We start from the raw sequence: 19,388 nt of genomic DNA on the forward strand, positions 1-19,388 counted from the left end.
AACGGACAAGGCTGGAAAATCAATCCGCCCCATCGGATCGGCCCTTTGAAGAGGCTTGGTCGCCATTCCTCAGGATCAGCCGGGCCCGGGGCTGCGTGGTCAGGTAGGCCCACAGCCACTCGAAGAAGACGAACACCCGACTTCGGAAGTCCACGAGGAGCATCAGGTGGATGAAGAGCCAGGCCAGCCAGGCTGGATAGCCCGTGAAGCTCAGGCCGCCCACGCGGGCGACGGCGCGGCCGCGGCCGAGGGTCGCCATGCTGCCCTTGTCCCGGTAGCGGAAAGGCCGCCGGGGCCGGTTGGCCAGGGTGGCCAGGAGGTTCTCTGCCGCCCAGGCCCCCTGCTGGATGGCCACGGGCGCTACGCCGGGCAGCGGGCCGTTCAAGCCGTGTGTGAAGGCCGCTAGGTCTCCCACCACGAAGACCTCGGGGTGGCCCGGAACGCTGAGGTCGGGCGCCACGATGACGCGTCCCAGGCGATCCACCGGCAGGCCGAGGCCCGCGCCCAAGGGCACGGCCGACACCCCGGCCGCCCAGATGATCGTCCGCGTCGGGATGCGCTCTCCGCCAAGCTGCACGGCACGGTCATCCATCCCCGTGATGGGTTGTCCCAGACGGACTTCGACGCCGATGCGTTCCAGCCCATCCACGGCCTTCTCGGATAGGCCTGAACCAAAATTCGCCAGGATGCTGGGACCAGCCTCGACAAGGATCACCCGGGCGCGATCCGTGCGGATGCGCCGGAAATCGCGCGGCAGTGAGAGCCGGGATGTCTCCTTCAAGGTGCCCGCGAGCTCCACGCCGGTCGCTCCCCCGCCGACAATCACGAAGGTCAGCCATTCACGGCGGATCTCCGGATCCTCCTCCCGCTCGGCCCGCTCGAACGCGAGCAGGAAGCGTCTCCGAATTTCCAGGGCGTCCTCCAGCGTCTTGAGGCCGGGGGCCAGCCCCGCCCAATCGTCCCGACCGAAGTACGAGCTGCGGGAACCCGCGGCAAGGATCAGGAAGTCGTAGGCCAGGTCCCTGCCATCCGCCAGTCTCACCTGCCGGGCAGCCAGATCTCCGGAGATCACTTCACCCAGGACCACTTCGGCGTTCTCCTGGGTCCGAAGGATGTGGCGGATGGGCGCCGCGATATCGGCGGGCGAGAGCGTGGCCGAGGCCACCTGGTAGAGGAGGGGCTGGAACAGGTGGTGGTTCTGGCGATCCACCAGCACGACGCGGACCGGCGCTTCCGCGAGGGCCCGGGCGGCCTTCAGCCCCCCAAACCCGCCGCCGACGATGACGACCGTAGGTTGGGCAGGACCTGGATCCGTCACCGCTCCTGGCTCCGCATGTGGGTCACGAGGACATAGGAGGATTCGAGTCCAGTCAGGGCGTGGGGCTGATCCTTGTCAAAGACCACCCGGTCGCCGGGAATCATGGGGATCCAGGTCTCGCCCTTCAGCACTTCGATGCGGCCGGTCAGGAGCTGGGCGCTGGCGGTATACGGCGCCTGGTGGGGGGCGATCTTGACTCCCTTCGGCAGCGCAACCAGCACCACCTTGAGGCCGTCCTCCACATCGATGAGCGGCAGGGTGGCCCGCTGCGATTCCGGCATGGGCAGGGCTTCCTGCAGATTCGAGATGGTCATGATGGGTCCTTTCGCGACAGCCGGATCAGGCCGTATCTTTCGGTTCGGGGGAGAAGACCAGCCTCATCGTGGCGTAGGCGATGGGCAGCGCCCCGGCAAGCAGGAAGACCATGTCGGCCACGATGCGGACCCACTCAAGCGTGTGGAAGGTGCCGCTCATGAGGTAGGTCAGGCGCCGGGCGTGCCAGTAGCCGTGGGAGAGCACATCCCAGAGCTGGATGACGCCACCGGGGAAGAGGTCGAGGACCACCATCAGGCCGAGGCCGATGTTGAGGCCCCAGAAGCCGATGCGGATGGCCTTCTCGGCCCGTTCCCAGGCCCGATCGCCCTTGAGTTCCCGCAGGCAGAAGACCAGCACCGCCAGGGCCAGCATCCCGAAGACGCCGAACATGGCCGCGTGCCCGTGGTTGGCCGTGAGCGTGGTGCCGATCTCGAAGTAGGACACGATGGGCAGGTTGATGAGGAAGCCGAAGACGCCCGCCCCCACGAAGTTCCACACGCCGACGGCGATAAGGAACTTGATGGCCCAGCGCTGCTTCGCCGCCAGGGGCCGGCCGCAATCCTCGCAGTTCTTGTCCTGCAGGCGGATGAAGTCCCAGGCATCCAGCGTCAACAGGGTGAGCGGCACCACCTCCAACGCGGAGAAGCTGGCCGCCAAGCCCATATTGAGGGTCCCCTGCCCCGTGAAGTACCAGTGGTGGCCGATACCCATGATGCCGCCGGCCAGGTAGAGGATGGCGTCGAGGTAGACGAGCCGCGTGGCGGACTTCGCCGTGACGAGGCCCAGCTGGTAGAACATCACGGCCACCAGCACCGTCGCGAAGAGCTCGAAGAAGCCCTCCACCCAGAGGTGGATGATCCAGAAACGCCAGTTGTCGATGACGGCAAAGTTGGTGCGGGGCCCGTAGAACAGGGCCGGCACGTAGAAGAGCGGGATGGCGATGGCCGCGTAGAAGAAGAGGGAAGGCAGCTCCCCCTGCTCGCCGCCCTTCATGGCCGGTCGCAGGGCCCGGAACATGAGGAAGAGCCAGAAGATAAGGCCGACGGCCAGCAGCAGCTGCCAGAAGCGGCCCAGGTCCAGGTACTCACTCCCCTGATGGCCCAGCCAGAACCACAGGCTGCCCAGGTAGCCGTTGATGCCCAGGAACTCGCCGAACAGGCTGCCGAAGACCACGATGGCGAGCGCGCCGAGGAGCAGGAGTACGCCGGCCTTCTGGCCCTTGGGCTCGGTCCCGCCCACGAGCGGCGCCAGGAAGAGGCCGCCGCCCACCCAGGCCGTGGCAATCCAGAAGATGGCCAGCTGCAGGTGCCAGGTGCGAGCCAGGTTGTACGGCAGGATGCGGGTCAGGTCGAAGCCATAGAACCCACCCGGTTCGACGCGGTAGTGCGCCAATGCCCCGCCGAGCGCCGCCTGACCCAGGAACAGCAGCGCCACCACGGCAAAGAAAAGACCCACGGCCTTCTGGCTGGGCGTGAGGGTCCAGGCGTGGAGCCGGCTCTCCTCCGCATGCTTCCAGCCTGCCTCACCGCCCCAGCCCAGGTAATCGAACTTCCCGAAGACGAACAGGATCAGACCCAGGCCACCCAGCAGCGTGATGAGGCTCATGGCGCTCCACAGGTAGGTCGACGCCGTGGGCGTGTTGCCCACCAGGGGCTCATAGGGCCAGTTGTTGGTGTAGGAGTAGTCCTTCCCCGGCCGTGGCGCCACGGTAGCCCAGGTGGCCCAGGCGAAATAGGCCGTCAGATTCCGCAGCTCCCCCTCGTCCTGGATGAATTTGGCGGGCAGACCCACCGGGGCTGTGGCCCCAGAGAAGTAGGTTTTCCACTCGTCCACCTGGAGGCGATAAGCCGCTGTCTCCAGATTCGTGAATCGAAGCGTGTCTGTGCCCGGATCGTACCGGTTCTGTTTGATCTGGGAGGTCACCAAGGCCCCGATCTCCAGGGCCTGCCCCTCGTCCAGATCCTGAAAGGCCTTGCCAAAGCGCGCCTGGGCCAGCGTGTCTCGACCAATCTCTGCCAGGCGGTGCAGGTATTCAGCCGTGTAGTCCGGACCCAGGTAAGCACCATGCCCCCACAACGTCCCGTGCTCCATCAGCCCATACTTCAGGAAGACCTCTTGGCCATCCTTGATCTCCTCGCCCGTGAAGAGGGTCTGGCCCAGATCTCCCACCACTCGGGCCGGGATGGGCGGGGCACCGGCGTAGGTCTTGGCGGTAACCCAGATCAACAGGCTGAACCCGAAGATCATGACCAGGATGACCGCCTGACGCCAACGGGGGGAGAGTGGAGCCGAGTCAGACGCTGCATGGTTCATCGCAGGACCCCTTATGAGATTGGTTCTCACCTGATCTCAGACACAGTGCTCCTGATAGATTCCAGACTCAAGCAAAAACGGTCCGGTCAACACTTGGAGCTCATCGGCGCGGTCGGTGACGATCTGTCCGATTCGCTGAGCGTCCCTATTTCCCTGGCCACCGAACAACTCGAATCGAAGGAGATCTCCGCCGGCACGAGGCTGCTCGTTGCGACGCGTCGGCTGGATTCTTACCGGTCGCGGAGGCCCCCGGAGGGATCATGAACAATAGGCTCAGGCGATTTTGCCGTCATCTCCCCGCCTACGCGGCGGCAGGCCGGGCCGGCGAGCGTCCTGGCCCTTCCGCAATTGGGCCAGAAGTTCGGCCTTCTCCTCCTCCATCCGTTTCAACTCGGTGATGTCGCTCAGCACCAACCGGCTCGCAGGCTCACCATTTGTCTCCCGCACAGAACTGGGCGGTGTGGCCGAAAGCCGGACCCAGAAGGTCGTCCTATCCTTTTTCACCATGCGCAATTCGCAGACCTGTGGCTCGTTCGATTCAAAGAGCCGCTTGCGGTGAAGGTAGTAGATGTCCTGGTCCTCCTTGTGGATGAACCGGGTGATCGGTTGCCTGATGAGGGTGGATCGGGCTGCCTCCAGCAACTTCACGGCCGTGGAATTGACCTCCAGGATCAGACCTTCAATCGAGAGGATGCAGTAGCCAACAGGCGCCAGATCGTAGAGGTCGTAGTAGTGGGCGCGAGCGGAATCCAATTCTGCCTGGACCCGCCGCAGCTCCTCGTTCTGCATCTCCAGCTCGATCTGGTTGACGTGCAGTTCGTGGATGGCCCTGCGCGTCTCCTCGGGCGACAGGGACTGGGATTCTGAGGCTGATTCCGCTCTCTGGTGCCGGGCCAACTCTTCTGCACGCCAGCGCAGTTGGGCCGCCGACTCGGGAACATTCTTCTTCTCATTCATGGGGTACCGCCTTGTGTCTCTGGAGGTTTCTCTGCTCGTCCGCCGCCAGCCCTGGAGAAGGTTGGCGGTTGGTGATCTCCATGCACAGGCCAAGCCATTTGACGAGGTGGCCAGAAACGTGGTGCATGGCAAAGCAGCGTGCAGTGAAGCTTTGATAATCGCCCTTGCGATTGCGCAAGCGGAACTCGACCATCAGTGGTTCCTTGGCCTCCGCATTGGATCTCAAGGTAGCCATCAACTGGTCTCTATCTTCCGGGTGGAAGCAGTCGAGCCATCTGTCGCCAACCTGCTGGCCATCGGGCACACCCGTGAATTCCATCCATTGAGGGCTGAGGTACTCGTGCTGACCATTCTCCTGGCACATCCAGACAAGCTGGGGCAGGGATTCGGCCAGCTGGCGGAAGATGGCTTCGCTCTCGCGAACTGCAGCCTCGGCTTTTTTCATTTCCGAAATATCGAAAAAGGTGATGACGGCACCTTCAATCACATTATCGAGGGTGCGATAGACCTGGATGCGCAGCGAGAACCACTTGCCCTCCACCGTCTGAACCTCCAGCTCCCTGGGAACCAGGGTGTCCAGTACGGCTTGAAGATCCGCGGTCAAGCGATCGTAGCCAACCAGGTTCGAGACGATGTGTCCCACGGGCCGGCCTACGTCGGCCGGGATCAGGTTGATCATCCGGGTGGCTGCCGGCGTGAAGCGCAGGATGTGCAGACGGTGATCCACAAAGACCGTTCCGATGCCGGTGCCCGCCAACAGATTGTTCATGTCGTTATTGACTCGCGACAGATCCACCACTTTGGCCTGCAATTCGGCATTGACCGTGGCTAGCTCCTCATTGACCGATTGCAGTTCCTCCTTGGAGGTCTCCAGTTCCTCATTGGTGGACTGCAGCTCCTCGTTCACGGATTGCATTTCCTCGTTGGAGGATCTGAGTTCTTCGTTGGAGGTCTCCAACTCCTCGTTGGCAATCTGGAGGTATTCCTCCTTGGCCCGCAGTTCCTGGGTCAAAGCCGCGATCCTGGCCGCTGCATCCTGATCCAGTTGGCTCGGCCCCTCAGAACCCTCCCCAACCAGCGGCTGCAGGAATTCGGTGGGCTGGTCGGGCGCCTCCTCCAGGACGACGAGGTACAGAGGGGTATCCGTGATCGCTTCGCCTCCCACCTCCACCGGATGGATGCTCACATTGGTCACGATGTCAGGCCCGTTGGTTTTGACGATCAGCCCGGAACGGCGGACGGTTTCCCGGGTCGCCACCGCCTTGTGCAGAGCCAAGGCCAGTTCCCGCCTCAAGCCTTCCCGGGCCATCTTCAGGACGTTATTGGTGCCGGCTTCACCAGGAGCCGGCTCCAGGTACATCCCCGCGCGGCCGTGGAGGTAGAGGATGTCACCCTGGTTGTTGACGAGCGCACCGGTGGAGACGGCCTGCTTCAGAAGTGCCTGTTCCGTCAGTTCTCGCAGAGATCCTTTCAGAGAGGATCCGACCTTCCCGGGAACCCGGTGGACGGCTTCGCTCCTGGCCATGAGGGCCGACGGGAAACGCCCGAGCCCCGCCCGTTGCACGGCGTGTTCATCATCCTTGCGTTTATACAGTTTGGATTTCCGGTCCAGAACCGCAAACAGATCACCATACTCACCCACAGACTCTGAGGTACCCAGAAAGAGCGTACCCCCCGGATTCAGTGCGTAATGGAACATGGGAATGAGCTTCTTTTGCAGGTCCCCGCCCAGATAGATCAGGATGTTGCGGCAACTGATGAGGTCGAGTTTCGAGAAAGGTGGGTCCTTGATGACGTCCTGTTCAGAGAACACCAGGATGTCGCGGATGCTTTTGTGGATTCGATAGGCGCCGCCGCCAGGCTCGACCGTGAAGAACCGGGCCAATCTTTCCGGCGAAATATCCGCCGCGATGCTGGCCGGATAGATTCCCGCTCGGGCGGTCGCAATCGCCTGGCTGTCGATGTCGGTGGCAAACACCTGCAGCGTATAGCTCTGCTTCAACGCCTCCATCCGCTCCTGCAGGAGGATGGCGAGGGAATAGGCCTCCTCGCCGGTGGAGCAGCCCACGGACCAGACCCGGATCGCGGCGCCCGCAGGCTTTCCCGCGAAGATCCTTGGAATGGCCTGTTCCTCCAGAACCTTGAATGGCTCTGGATCCCGGAAGAAATTGGTCACGCCGATCAACAAGTCCCGGAACAGCGCCTCCACTTCGGCCGGCGTCTGCTGCAGGTGCCTGACGTAACCGTCCAGTCCATCGATCTGCTGGACGGCCATGCGGCGCTTGATTCGGCGGTGGATGGTGCTCGGCTTGTAGTTGGAGAAATCGTGGCCGGTCTGGGCGCGCAGCAAGACAAAAATCTTCTTCATCGCACTTTCGGACCGCGGTGTCGAAACGGCGGAGGGCCCTTCCGACGGTCCAAAGGCATGGCCAGCATACGCCATGAGTTGGGCCGGCATCTCGCCGGGAGGGAGTTCGAGATCCACCATGCCAGTGGCAATGGCGCTGCGCGGCATGCCGTCGTACTCGGCGGAGTCAGGCGTCTGGGCGATCACCAGACCGCCCTCGCCCTTGATGGCTCGAACGCCCAGGGTGCCGTCGCTGCCGGTGCCGGACAGAACAATGCAAATCGCCCGTTCGCGTTGATCCTGCGCGAGGGATCGGAAGAAGAAATCAATCGGCAGGCGCTGGCCTCGGGGTGCGGACGGTTCCAGCAGCTGCAGAGTGCCATTCAGGAACGCCATGTCCCGGCCCGGAGGGATGATGTAGGCGCAGTTGGGCCGCACCGTCACGCCATCCTCGACTTCGGACACCTGCATGCGGGTGTAGCGTTGGATGAGATCGGTGAGGATGCTCTTGTGGTCGGGGGCCAGGTGCTGGACCAGCACGAAGGCCATCCCGGGATCCCGGTCGGCTGGCATCCCGGAAAAGAAGGCTTCGAAGGCGCCCAGACCACCGGCCGAGGCACCGATGCCGACAATGGGGAAACGCTCCAACGGTGCTGTCTCAGAGGAAGCATCGGCGGGACCGGGAACCACCACTGGCGAAGCCGATCCGACAGGATTGGAGGGTGTGCCCTTGGCCTTCGGCTTCTGGCTCCCAGGGCCAGTCTTCGGTCTGGTCATGACAAGCCCCTCCTGGGTGAAGCATGATCTGGATGGTTCTTCTGCATACTCGTTTTCCTTTTCCCGGGCTTGCTGGGAAGGTTCATAAATACAGGGCTTTCCCCGACTCCACACTGGCGGCTGCATAAAGGTACATGGAAGCGGACCAGGTCTGCCAATCCTCGCCCGCGGGGGCTCCATCCTGGGCGCGGAACCATTCGTTGAAGCCGAAGGCCCCTGGATGGGTTGCCGGGAGCTTGCGTGAACGCTGTACGAGCACCGTGAGGGCGCGGAGTGTTGCTTCTGCCAGACGCTGCTCGCCAGCCGCCACCAGTGCGGCGACGTAGAAGCCGCAGACGAAAGGCCACACCCCACCGTTGTGGTAGTTGCCTGGGAGGTTGTAGGTTTCGTACCGGGCCTGCCAGTCGGGATCCCCCGGCTTCATGAAAGGGAAGAGGCACGGAGGCAGGTCCAGCGCCAGGTCCCCGCTCAAACGCAACTCAACGCACTGGGCTTCGATCCAGGCCACCATGTCGCGCGCGCGCCCGGGATCGGCCAGCCCAGTCAGGATGGCGAGGCTGTTGCCGAGCACATCGCAGCGGGAGTCCCGGAAGACCTTGTAGAACCACTCGGAGTAGGTGGGCTGGTCGGTGGTGGCAAACCCTCGGCCATCCACCCGGTTCGCGGCGATCCGGAACGCGTTCGCCCGGTCCTCCAGGCCCAGGAGCCTTAGGTAGCCATGCACGAGCGCGTTGACATAGAGCCCGTGGCCGAGCACCCACTGCTCATCCCGCCAATCGCTGGTCGGCTGCTGGCCAACCAGATCCCGATCATCAATGGTCTGGTAATCCATCCACTGCAGAGCTTTGACGGCGGCCCCTTGGAGGAAGGTAGCATCCTTGGTGAAGCGGCGGTACAGGCCCAGAACCAGGAGGAACAGCGGAGTCGTATCACTGGCGCCCCGGTTCTCGGGATCATGCACCGTGGATGGGATCTGCCCACGCGGGCTCTGGTTTCCCGCCAGCGTTTCCAGCACTCTGCGCAGCGAGTTGAGAAGATCCTGGTTGCCGGAGGCGAAGATGCCGAGCGAGGAGATGAGGAGGTCCCGGGTATAGGGTTCCGGGTAGCCCCAACCGGCCGTGCGGGGCAGACCCTCGAAGGGGCCGGACGCATTGTGCAAAAGCACGTCCAGCGCGGCACGCTTGGCTTCCTGGATCAGGGGATCCATGTCAGGGCCGCCTTTCCTGGAGGATCGCCACCAGCCGTTGCGCCACGATCCGATAGTCGAAGTGTTCGACAGCCCTTTGTCGTCCCGCCGTTCCCATCCTCTGCCGGAGTTCGGCGTCATTGAGCAGGACCTTCAGGTGCCTGGCGATATCCGGCACCGAGGCGCGGTAGTCTGAAACCCGGGGCTTGTCGAAGACGATGCGATGACCTGGCTCGAAACCTGACTCGGGGCCCAAGACTGCCTCGGTGATCCGGATTTCCTGTGCCACATCGGCGAGCAACGCCGTTTTTCCGTGGATCAGCGTGTCGAGCATACCCATGGCCCGGATCCCCAGGACCGGTTTACCGCAGGCGCCCGCCTCCACCTGGGACATCCCGAAACCCTCCAACCTGGAGGGGGCGGCATAGACATCGCAGGCGGCGAGGAGGTAGGGCATCAGGTCCCGTGAGACCTGGTGGGTACAGAATTCCACGCGGTCTCCGATTCCGATGGCGCGAGCGAGTTCCATATCCAACGCGTTCTGAACCTCCGTCCGTTTCTGCGGCCACACCTTACAGACGTATCGCCAGGGAGGAACCTCCTTACCCAGGTTGGCCAGTGCCTCCATCACGCCTCGACCCCCCTTGGAGGCGGTGTCCCCCCCCACGGTGAGAATCATCAATTCGTCTGGAGCGACGCCCAAGACCTCCCGGACGGCGCGCACCTTGGGATCATCCTGGCTCCGGGGAACGAACGCATCCGTGTCGCAGCCCACCGGCAACGTGACCGTGTGGTCGCCCCGGATGCCGTCCCGGATAAAGGTCTCCCCAACCCAGTCCGAGGTCACGAGCATGAGGGGCAGCCGCTCCAGGACTTCGCGATAGTTCACGACATAGCCGTCCGCGAGCAGCCAGGGGACAGCCCGCATGCCGAAGCGCTGGGGGTGCAGGACGAGGTCGGGCACATCGCCCCAGAAGCCGACTCCCACCACCGCGTCTGGCTGGAACCAGCGGTAGTACCACTCCTTCTCAACATCAGATCGGAGGTGGGCGGCGTGGGCATCCACACCGATCTCCAGAAGGCCTTTGTAGAGAAGATCCCCTTGAGTGGCCAAGCCTCCAGGCGCCGGGGGATAGGAGTAGAGCACCAGGATTTTCATGGCTTGTGCCTGCGATCCATTCCGCCAGGGAGGTAGATGGCGTCCAGCTCGCCGAAGCAGTTGAAGGCCTCGGTGCGCGGAGCGGCCTTAGCCTCCCAACTGGTGTCGCTGAAGCCGTAGATATCGGAGATGATTCCGGTTTTCCGCGCCCAGATCGCTTCGGATAGGGGAAGGTGAATGCCCGCGCCCTTCTGAGGTTGGGGGGAATAGGCCCCGCCGCCATCTTCGTAGGCGAACTGCCACAGCCTTCGGGTGCGGAGGCGACCCTCCCACCATAAATCCCGGACGGCCCGGGACACTTCACCATGCCGCCGATGCCAGGTGTACTCCCCATCTGGAGCGTGCGTCAGCAGGAGGTCAAACTCGCGCCAGGGCAGCAGGGTGAGGATGGCATCCTGGATCGTGGTGCTGGGGAGTGGAACCTGGGTGGGACCATCGTCCACATCCCCCATGGCGCCAATGGCGCCCAGCCGCTCCAGGGCCCGATGGAATCGTGGCGCGCGATCTGGATCCTTGCCCCGACAAACGGTCACAATGCACGTCGACCATTCGGGGTGACTCAGGAGGAGGCCCCCTGCCCAGAGAGTCTCATCGTCGGGATGAGCCACAATGACCGCCACACGGGTGGTCTCCCCTGGTTCCCGGTCCTGTGCTCTGGCTGCGTTCACTTCATGTACCTCGTCTCGGCTGACGCCGGAGGAAGGCATTGAATATGCGTATTCTGTGCCTTAATACAAATATATGTATTTAAATCATTTAAATAAATTATTAGTCCGAAAGGCCGAGCCAACCCATCGTAATGACACGCAACCTCCTTCAATACGAAGGAGGCTGGGAAGCGGCTCTTGCCTGCCTTAGAGCCAGTAGGAAAAGCGCCGGGAGAACCACTCCATGAACCGCTGATGCAGCGGGCGGTGCTTCCAAGTCTCCAGCTGGATTTGGTTGGAATCCTTCAGGTCCTCCTGGAAGGCACTCTCCATCTCCTGCCCGAACTCGTCCCCCATCACGACCACGTTGATTTCCTTGTTGTGGAGAAAGCTGCGGGTATCCATGTTCGTGGAGCCCACCGTGGACCAGGTGCCATCGATGACAGCTGTCTTGGCGTGCAGCACGGAGGCCTTCAACTGGTAGATCTTGATGCCGGCTTCGAGCATCTGCTGGTAGAAGGAGTGACTGGCGTAGGCGACCAGCGCCCCATCCGAGATGGAGGGAAGGATGAGCTTCACGTCCACCCCGCGCTGGGCTGCTTCCAGAAGCGACTTCAGGATTTGCACATCCGGGACAAAATAGGCGGCAGTGAGGTGGATGGATCTGGTCGCCCCCTGAATGGCCACGAAGTAGGCCTTGTAGACCTCATGGACGCCGCCAGGCTGACTCGCAATCACACGGACCACCTTGTCGCCAGCTTGGGCTAGCTGGGGGAAGTAGTCCCGAGCGGGGAGATCGCCTTCCTCCTGGCTGGCCCAGTTGTGGATGAACAGCCACTGGAGCGCGGCCACAGCGGGGCCCTCGATCTGCAGGTGGGTGTCCCGCCAGCCCAGGGCGGCCCGGCGGCGCTTGTCCCCGGATCGGAACAAGGAACCGCGCGAGTAGGCAGCGGTGATGTTCACACCGCCTGCGAAAGCCACTTTGCCGTCCACCACCAGGATCTTCCGGTGGTCCCGATTATTGATGCGCCATCGGCCCAGCTTGTGGATGGGGCTGACAGGATGGAAGGCCAGCAGCCGGATTCCGGCATCCCGCATGCGGGTAAAGAAGGCCTCCGGCGTTCCCAGCGTCCCGACCGCATCGTAGATGATGCTGACCTGGACCCCCTCCCGCTGCTTGGCGATGAGCATGTCGGCGAACTTCAAACCCAACGTGTCCTGTTCGAAAAGGAACGTCTCCAGGTTAATGGAGTCCTTGGCCGCGGCCACCGCGGCCATCATCGCGGCGATGGTCTTGGGCCCGTCGAACAGCAACGTGACCTTGTTGCCAACGATGAGCGGTCGGCCCGTCGCAAGTTCCTCGATGCTCGCCAGCGCCTTGGCATCCACCTTGGAATGGCCCAGGCGCTGAGCGAGCACCGTGGCCGCGTCCTTGCCGCTCAGCGTGCCCTGAGCGTTGACGACACTGGGCGTCGCGGGAGCGTTGAGCGGGGTCTTCAGGTAATTCAGATCGGGCAGCCGGGCGCAGGCGCCAAGCAGCAGACAGAGCGCCAAGGCCCCGAGCCGCTGGCCAGACAGGCTCCCCCTTTCGGCGAAGCCTGCCACCCGCGATCGAATTGGGATGTGAGGCTGGGGATCAGAGCTCATGGCGTCACGGTGGCCTTATCGATCAGGTTCGGTAGGAGCTGCAGCGGCAGCTTCCGCATCGCCACCAGAACCTCCGCGGGTTCTTCCGCTGAGGTTCTGGTGGCGCAGTGCACTCTGGCTTCGTGAACGAGCTGGATCCCGCCCCCCCAACCTGTCGCCCCACCTGCTCGATCGATCCATCCGGAGAGTCAAAAAGCCTCCCCGGCAGGTTCGCTGCGACCTTGTCAGGTTTGTTCATCCAGGGCTCCAAGCGGGAGTGGGTGTGCCAGAACGGCGCGGGGTTCTAGCCACCCGAGAGCCGCCCACCCCTCCAGGGCCAATCAGGGGGACCACGCTTCCATGAGGTTTGATCCGGCCGGTCGTTCACTGATGCGGACCTTGCGTGACCTGGGCTCATCACCACCCCAGGCCAACCAGACCCGCAGGCATTCATTGAAGGCCTCGGGCCTTTCGAAAGCCACGAGGTGGCCCGCCTTGGGGATCAATGTCAGCTTGGCCCCAGGGATGGCTTCGGCCATGGCTTCGGATTCGCTGGGCGGAATGATGCTGTCGTCGGCGCCAGCGATCACCAGGGTCGGAACCCGGATCTTCCCGAGCCAATTCCTGGCATCAGGCCGGTCGGCCATGCCCAGCAAGGCGCCGATGATGCCTTCTGGATGTGAAGGAATCATGAACTCCCTGACTGCGGCGGCCATGGCTTCATCCGTGTTGGTCGGCGCCAGCATCTTCGGGGCCATGGCATCCACCACCACGGAAGCATCCACATTCCGCACCTTCTCGGCTGTCGCACGGCGTGCGGCGGCGGTTTCGGGAGTGTCCTTGCCGGCTTTCGTGCCGACCAGGACCAACCCACGGAGCATCTTGGGAAAGGCATGGGCAAAAGCCAAGGCCACGTAGCCGCCCATGGAATGACCCACGAGAATGACGGGGCCCGTCCCCAAGTAGTCCATCAAGGCGTGCAGATCCTCGGCAAAGCGGCTCATGGAAACGGGACCAGGCGTTGATTCGCTCTGGCCGAGCCCCCGCAGGTCAGGGGCAATCACGCGATGCCTCGCCTTGAAGGCCTCCACCTGCTTGGACCAAGTCTTGCGGTTAAGTGGAAAACCGTGGACGAGCAGCAGCGGGAGACCAGCGCCCTCATCCGTATAGGCGACCTGTAGACCGTTCACTTTTACCCGCATATGACCTCCGAGCCAGGCATCCTGGACAAATCGGTCTGGAATGGTGGGTATTCGGACGGTTCGCCCTCATGGCCATCCCAGGTCGCTCAACCTGGAAGATTGTTCATAGACACGCGGACCCTGGGTACAGGCCCACCGGCGGCAACGCCCACGCGTTCCCTGGCGTTCACTTTAGGCATGCTGCGTTTCCCGGCCACATCACCGGCTCTGTGGTGGCCCCACGGAGCGGAGCCCTCCGCTCCTTCTCGCAAGTTCGGATCAGCCTTGGCTTTACCAAGGGCGATCACGGCGGCACCGAGCGCGGCTCCAGCGAGGAAGGCAAGATAAATAGGACCCATTGGATGAGATGCGTTGTTCTCGCTCATGATCCTGTTCCTCCCTAGATGCTTGAGTCCGTACCGTCTGGTGCGATGACTTGCCGGAAGGTTCGCCCCTCCGGCAAGTTCTGGGCCTCGCCATCCTGGCTGGGCTGTTGCTTTGCGCAGCTCTAGCGCGCTCAGCCCCGAAGATCATCCGCCGCATCATTCATGCCGCGTTTGAGGTCGCCGGCGGCAAGCACGGTGCGCTCCTTCATGCCATTCCAGGCCAACCCGGCATCCTCAGCCAGGTCGCTCGCCCGTTCTTTGGCCCGCCGCGCGAGATCCTTGAGGTTCCCGCGAAGTTCAGGACCGGATTTGGGCGTGGTGAGGGCCACCACCACGGCGCCGAAAGCGGCGCCGGCGGCGAAAGTGAGAAGCATGGGGCCCAGAGAGGAAGTTGTGGTTTTCTCGTTCATGGTCGTAGTCCTATTCAGATTCGTGAGGGGTTTGCCTGATTTTGAAGAAGGCCAGCACGGCGCCGATCCCTCTGATGATCTTTCCGATATTGCGATAGGTGGATTCGAGGCTGTCGCGAACACGGCAATTGAGCTCTGTCACCGTCCTCCCTATCTCCGCGATGGATCTGGTGAAGGTGGAAAGCTCTCCCAAAGAGGTTTGGAGAGAACCCGCCAGACTATCCATGTGCATCCGGAAGGCATGTACATCTTCTGCGATCTGGGACAGTTCCTTGCTCGAGGTGAGCAGGAAGGTGTCCACGCCTTGAGCTGTCCGGCGCAACTGGAAAAGCAGAGGCACCAGGCCAGCCGCAAGAGCAATCAAAACCAGGATGAGGGTGATTTCGAGGGCGATGGGCATGGCGGGCTCCGAGTTGGGACTCAGGGTTCTTGATGGGTGTTAAGCATCCAGAGGGCCTTGTCATTGGCGCGACTCAAGTGACTTTCTCATCGGACATTACGGGTTTTGAATATGCTTCGGTTGTGCGCATGGCAAGTTCCTAGGCCGAAAGAAGGAGCGAGGCTTGCTAGACAATCCTCCGTCCTTGGATGAGGCGCACCAGGACGATGATGATCGCGAGCACGAGCAGGACATGGATGAATGAGCCCATCGTGTAGCCGCTCACGAGGCCCAATGCCCAGAGGACGACGAGAATCACGGCAATGGTCCACAACATGGTTTCTCCTTTGAGAAAAGGGCGGGGTTTCGGCCTCCTGATCGGGTCCTGAAGCTGGCCGAAACCCCGATAGGACTACTGCACGGTCATCCGGTTGTTCACATGCGTCACGCCATGAACGTCCTCGGCGAGTTTGGTCACCAGATCACGTTCAGCGGCGTTGGTGGCCTGCCCGTGCAGAGTCACCACCCCATCCCGCGTGACCACTTTGGTGGCCAAGGCGTGGGTGGACTTGTGGAACAGGAGGGCGGTCTTCACCTGCGCTGTGATGGAGGTGTCATCCACCTTGGCCCCGACGCTCCGGTGGGCCAGCTTGCCGGGCTTGGCGGCCACCAGCTCGTTGCGAACCTCAGTGACTCCGTCCACATCTTTGGCGTATTCCGCAGTCAGCTGCTTCTGCGCTTCAGAGTCAGCTTTACCCGAAAGGGTGACGATGCCATTTTCCGTGTTCACCTCGGTGTCCGTGGCACTCACATTCTTATGGAAGGCCAAAACCGCCTTCACCTTCATGGTGATCCAGGCATCGGAATGTTCGGAGGGCTGGTCACCGACCAGGGTGAGCCGGTTGTCCACGTTCTTGACGCCAGGCAGGCCCGCGACGGTTTCCTCGGCCAAGGTCTTATGGTAATCCCGGGCCACTGTCCCCGTGAGGGTGACCACACCGTTCGTGGACGACACCTTGATGTTGTCGTCCTTCAGGTAGGTCTTGAAGTTGTAGCTGTTCTTGGCGGAGGACTCGATCTTGCTATCCGTTTCAGCGGCCTGCACGGGGAGGCCCCCGACCAGAACCAGTGCTACCGAAGCCATGACAGCCGTGTGGGAGTTCAACGAGATATGTCGCATGGTGTGTCCTCTTGTCTGCCCTGTGGGGCGATTTGGGTTTGAAAGGCTCGGAACTTTCTAATTTTTCCGTGCTCCAGGTAGCGGCCGCCCGCCTTCTGAATGGCTTGGGGTAGGCGCGGTCTTGCCCGTCTCCTTCTCCTTCGAAAGGGTCTTGGGTTCATGCTTCGGAACCATGTCGTGCTTGGACTGGCGCCTGGAAAGGTCATCCACCTTTTTCGTGGCGGTGACCTCGAGGGGATTGGAGACCGGGCCGGGCTTGGAATCCAACCCCGGATGGGCGGGCTGGGGATTTCTCGTGGGAGGGATCTCGGAGGTCGTCATGAACGTCTCCTTAAATGAGGCTGCGAAGCCTTGGCTTGAAAGGTGGTTGGCACGAACCAGGTCTGCGAAAGACCAGCAGTGGGCCAGCCGTACTGAGTGAAGGGTTCCTGGGCAGACGCGGTAGGGACCAGGCCTGCGGCTACTGGGGACAACCGAAGCGGACGCTGCGGTTCTCCTGCTGCCCTGCTGCGCGGGTGTGAGAGGCGAAGCGCAGGGTTGTGCTTCGCTGCCCGTCCGTCGCTCTCGGACTTGGTCAAACGATCGTAGGATCCGCCATGCCAGGACGAGTCCTTCGCCTTGGCCCTCACGCATGGGCCGAGGGTTGGGATCAGGGGACCCGAACGTTTGGGGGCTTTTGGCAAATCTCATAATTTTCCCCCGAGGTTAATCGGACGACTTGGTGGAAGGTGGTTCCTACGATCTACGAACACCGGGGGGCGGTAGCCCCCGAAGCACGGAGTAAGTGCACTTTTCGGGCCATAGATTTAAGTTTTTTTATTTATCTATTTCCATTAATCCTGCTTTAATCTTCTATTGAAAAATACGATCGAAGTGACGTGGTGCCTTCTCCAATCTGAAGGATGAAAAAGTCCCTCATCTCCTCGATTGCACAGGGTCCGACCTGGAACTAGATGGCTCCCTGGAACCGGGTGAAAGATCTGGAGACGATTACGGTCGTGAGCACCAACAGGAAGTGGAGGCCCGTGGCCACCATGTAGCCGTTCATGAAACCGACCACCCATAGGACGGTGAGAATCGTGCCGATGACCCGCATTCTGCTGCGCCCTTCAAGGCTGCGGGGAATCAATCCCCTGAACAGATGCAATCGCTGCGAGCGGCTTCGGTACCTCCGCAAGGTGCCCCGATGTTTCATGGTCGTCAGGTCCTTCTTCTGGGTACGTTTTCGCCGCCGTAGGTCTGGAGCGGGTTCGCACCCCTGCCCTGGTCGCTCCACTCAGAACCAAAGCCGTGCTTACTTCCAGGGGCGTCCTGTGCACGTGAGGCTGGCTAATTTTCTTCACCAACGCATGGAATCCATGATTGGGGTGTCGATCTATTGGGTCAGATTAAGCATTTTTTGGACCACGGTCTAAATGGTTAATTTAAAATATTTTAAAACCAAAATATCGGAATTTGTCATGGCCTATTCGATCAAAATGAATTATGATCAACTCCAATTCGACCGCAAAGGCTGCCTATGCACGTCGACGACCTGGACCACAAAGAACTGCTGGAACTGGATCCAGAGGGTGGCCTGATCAGGTTCGCCGGCCAGCGCGCGGTCCTGCTGGACGCAGTGGCCATGGGACTCCTGCGCAGTTATCTGGTCGATAACTTCGGGCTCACGGCAGCCCGGACCGTGCTTACCCAATTCGGCTTCGCCCACGGGTGGCGCATGGCCGAGGCCATGCAGACTGAGTTCAAGTGGGCGACTCCTGATGAGTGGCGGCATGCAGGCACGCGCATCCCTGCTCTGGAAGGCCTCTTCCGGGCGGTGCCGGGTGCCGGGGAGGATCCCCTCTCCGAGCATGGCGCGCTGATCCTCGGCTCCTATGAAGCCGAGCAGCATGTCCTCCATTTCGGCCGCGCCGATGCCCCAATCTGCTGGACCATCTGCGGACTGATCAGCGGCTACATCAGCCGGACCACTGGCAAGGACATCTACGTCCTCGAGGACCGCTGCGTCGGCAAGGGTGATGCCGCCTGCCACCTTTTTGGACGCACGCGCGAGGAATGGGGCCAGGCACGAGCTGCGGAAATCGGCTACTTCGAGCCGAAACGGCTGGAGGGATGCCTTGAAGTCTCGCTCCAGCGGGTCACGGAGTCCCTGAAGACCGCCGAGCGAAAACTCCGTGAGCACAGGCGGGCGCTGACGCGCGTTGTGTTCGAGCCGGTTGAAGAACTGGGCGTTGTCACCAAGAGCCCTGTGATGCGGAAATTGATCGACTTGGCTTGCCGCGTAGCCACCGTCGATTCCACGGTCCTCATCACTGGTGAGAGCGGGGTAGGCAAGGAGCGGATCGCCCGCCTCGTCCATGAACAGTCGACGCGCGCTGCGGGGCCATTCGTCGCCGTCAACTGTGGCGCCATCACCGAAACACTTCTTGAAAGCGAACTCTTCGGCCACGCCCGCGGCGCGTTCACGGGCGCGAACCAGGATCGGCCCGGTCTGTTCGAGGCCGCCAACCGGGGAACCCTGCTGCTGGATGAAGTGGGAGAGGTCTCCCCGGGCATGCAGGTCAAGCTCCTGAGAGCCATCCAGGAACGGGAAATCCGCCGCGTCGGGGAGAACAAGGGCCGGCGGATCGACGTGCGCATTATCGCCGCCACCAACCGGGACCTGGCCCTCGGAGTGGCGGGCGGGGCCTTCCGCCAAGATCTCTATTACCGCCTGAAAGTCGTGGAGCTGCATGTTCCCCCTCTCCGGGAACGCAGGGACGACATTCTGCCTCTGGCCCGCGTGCTGCTTGCGAGTGCGGCCAAGTTGATGAAGCGCAAGATCGCGGGGATCTCCACGAGCGCGGCCGATCAGCTCTTGCGGTACTCGTGGCCGGGAAATGTGCGCGAGCTCGAGAACACCATGGAACGCGCCGCCGCGCTTGCTCAGGGGAATCGGGTGGAACTGGAAGACCTGCCCGAGGAAATCCGCGAAGCCTTTTCCATGCCCGTGGCCACTACGGGAGCGGTCCGGTCCCTGGATGAGGTCGAAAAGGAATACATCATCGCGGCACTCGAGCTGAATGGGGGAAACCAGACGCGCACCGCCGAACAGCTGAAGATCGGGTCAGCGACGCTGTACCGCAAGCTCAAGAGCTATGGACTGATCGGTGCCGAGCGCAGCAAGACGCGGAAGGACTCCTAGGCCGTAGCTCAGCCTGCGTTCAA

At 62.2% G+C, this 19,388-nt stretch carries 16 protein-coding genes; 1 reads left to right on the forward strand and 15 read right to left on the reverse strand.

Features of this window, described 5'->3' with window-relative positions:
- Nucleotides 1–19: 19 nt before the first annotated feature.
- The 15 genes from NOV74_RS04975 to NOV74_RS05045 all read right to left on the reverse strand — a co-directional run bounded on the left by NOV74_RS04975 (nt 20) and on the right by NOV74_RS05045 (nt 17,277).
- Nucleotides 20–1,318, reverse strand: a complete 1,299-nt coding sequence (locus NOV74_RS04975) for an NAD(P)/FAD-dependent oxidoreductase (RefSeq protein WP_257309785.1) — start codon at nt 1,316–1,318, stop codon at nt 20–22.
- The gene (locus NOV74_RS04980) at nt 1,315–1,632 is read right to left on the reverse strand and encodes a cupin domain-containing protein (protein ID WP_257309787.1); all 318 of its coding nucleotides are present in this window, start codon (nt 1,630–1,632) and stop codon (nt 1,315–1,317) included. The genes NOV74_RS04975 and NOV74_RS04980 overlap by 4 nt, the downstream gene beginning before the upstream one ends.
- A gap of 25 nt (nt 1,633–1,657) precedes the next feature.
- Nucleotides 1,658–3,946, reverse strand: coding sequence for a nitric-oxide reductase large subunit (locus tag NOV74_RS04985; RefSeq protein ID WP_257309789.1), 2,289 nt, complete (start codon nt 3,944–3,946; stop codon nt 1,658–1,660).
- A 273-nt stretch (nt 3,947–4,219) separates the two neighbouring features.
- Nucleotides 4,220–4,903: a PAS domain-containing protein gene (locus tag NOV74_RS04990; protein ID WP_257309791.1), complete on the reverse strand. Its 684-nt coding sequence runs from the start codon at nt 4,901–4,903 to the stop codon at nt 4,220–4,222.
- Nucleotides 4,896–8,207, reverse strand: a complete 3,312-nt coding sequence (locus NOV74_RS04995) for a chemotaxis protein CheB (protein ID WP_257309793.1) — start codon at nt 8,205–8,207, stop codon at nt 4,896–4,898. The genes NOV74_RS04990 and NOV74_RS04995 overlap by 8 nt, the downstream gene beginning before the upstream one ends.
- Nucleotides 8,110–9,234, reverse strand: a complete 1,125-nt coding sequence (locus tag NOV74_RS05000) for a glycoside hydrolase 100 family protein (RefSeq protein ID WP_257309795.1) — start codon at nt 9,232–9,234, stop codon at nt 8,110–8,112. The genes NOV74_RS04995 and NOV74_RS05000 overlap by 98 nt, the downstream gene beginning before the upstream one ends.
- A 1-nt stretch (nt 9,235) precedes the next feature.
- Nucleotides 9,236–10,372: a glycosyltransferase family 4 protein gene (locus tag NOV74_RS05005; RefSeq protein ID WP_257309797.1), complete on the reverse strand. Its 1,137-nt coding sequence runs from the start codon at nt 10,370–10,372 to the stop codon at nt 9,236–9,238.
- Complete coding sequence (locus tag NOV74_RS05010) at nt 10,369–11,040, reverse strand: PIG-L deacetylase family protein (protein ID WP_371748407.1); 672 nt, start codon at nt 11,038–11,040, stop codon at nt 10,369–10,371. Before NOV74_RS05010 ends, NOV74_RS05005 begins: the two co-directional genes overlap by 4 nt.
- Before the next feature lie 186 nt (nt 11,041–11,226).
- Nucleotides 11,227–12,624: a cardiolipin synthase gene (cls, locus tag NOV74_RS05015; protein WP_257309801.1), complete on the reverse strand. Its 1,398-nt coding sequence runs from the start codon at nt 12,622–12,624 to the stop codon at nt 11,227–11,229.
- Between the two features lie 362 nt (nt 12,625–12,986).
- Entirely contained in the window at nt 12,987–13,847 is an 861-nt protein-coding gene (locus NOV74_RS05020) for an alpha/beta fold hydrolase (protein WP_257309802.1), read from the reverse strand.
- Nucleotides 13,848–14,343: 496 nt separating this feature from the next.
- A complete protein-coding gene (locus NOV74_RS05025) occupies nt 14,344–14,622 on the reverse strand; it encodes a YtxH domain-containing protein (RefSeq protein ID WP_257309803.1) in 279 nt (92 codons plus the stop codon).
- A 10-nt stretch (nt 14,623–14,632) separates the two neighbouring features.
- Nucleotides 14,633–15,022, reverse strand: a complete 390-nt coding sequence (locus NOV74_RS05030) for a hypothetical protein (protein WP_257309805.1) — start codon at nt 15,020–15,022, stop codon at nt 14,633–14,635.
- 166 nt (nt 15,023–15,188) lie between these two features.
- Nucleotides 15,189–15,338, reverse strand: a complete 150-nt coding sequence (locus tag NOV74_RS05035; RefSeq protein WP_257309806.1) for a lmo0937 family membrane protein — start codon at nt 15,336–15,338, stop codon at nt 15,189–15,191.
- A 75-nt stretch (nt 15,339–15,413) separates the two neighbouring features.
- Nucleotides 15,414–16,181, reverse strand: a complete 768-nt coding sequence (locus tag NOV74_RS05040) for a BON domain-containing protein (protein ID WP_257309808.1) — start codon at nt 16,179–16,181, stop codon at nt 15,414–15,416.
- Nucleotides 16,182–17,130: 949 nt separating this feature from the next.
- Nucleotides 17,131–17,277 carry a hypothetical protein gene (locus NOV74_RS05045; RefSeq protein WP_257309810.1) on the reverse strand — a complete coding sequence of 49 codons (147 nt, stop codon included), beginning with the start codon at nt 17,275–17,277 and terminating at the stop codon, nt 17,131–17,133.
- Nucleotides 17,278–17,700: 423 nt separating this feature from the next.
- Between NOV74_RS05045 and NOV74_RS05050 the strand changes: the two genes are divergently transcribed.
- On the forward strand, nt 17,701–19,365 hold the full coding sequence (locus NOV74_RS05050; RefSeq protein ID WP_257309812.1) for a sigma-54-dependent Fis family transcriptional regulator: 1,665 nt from the start codon (nt 17,701–17,703) through the stop codon (nt 19,363–19,365).
- The last annotated feature ends 23 nt before the right edge of the window (nt 19,366–19,388 follow it).

It is taken from the genome of Geothrix fuzhouensis (genome assembly GCF_024609325.1).
GTDB lineage: Bacteria > Acidobacteriota > Holophagae > Holophagales > Holophagaceae > Geothrix > Geothrix fuzhouensis.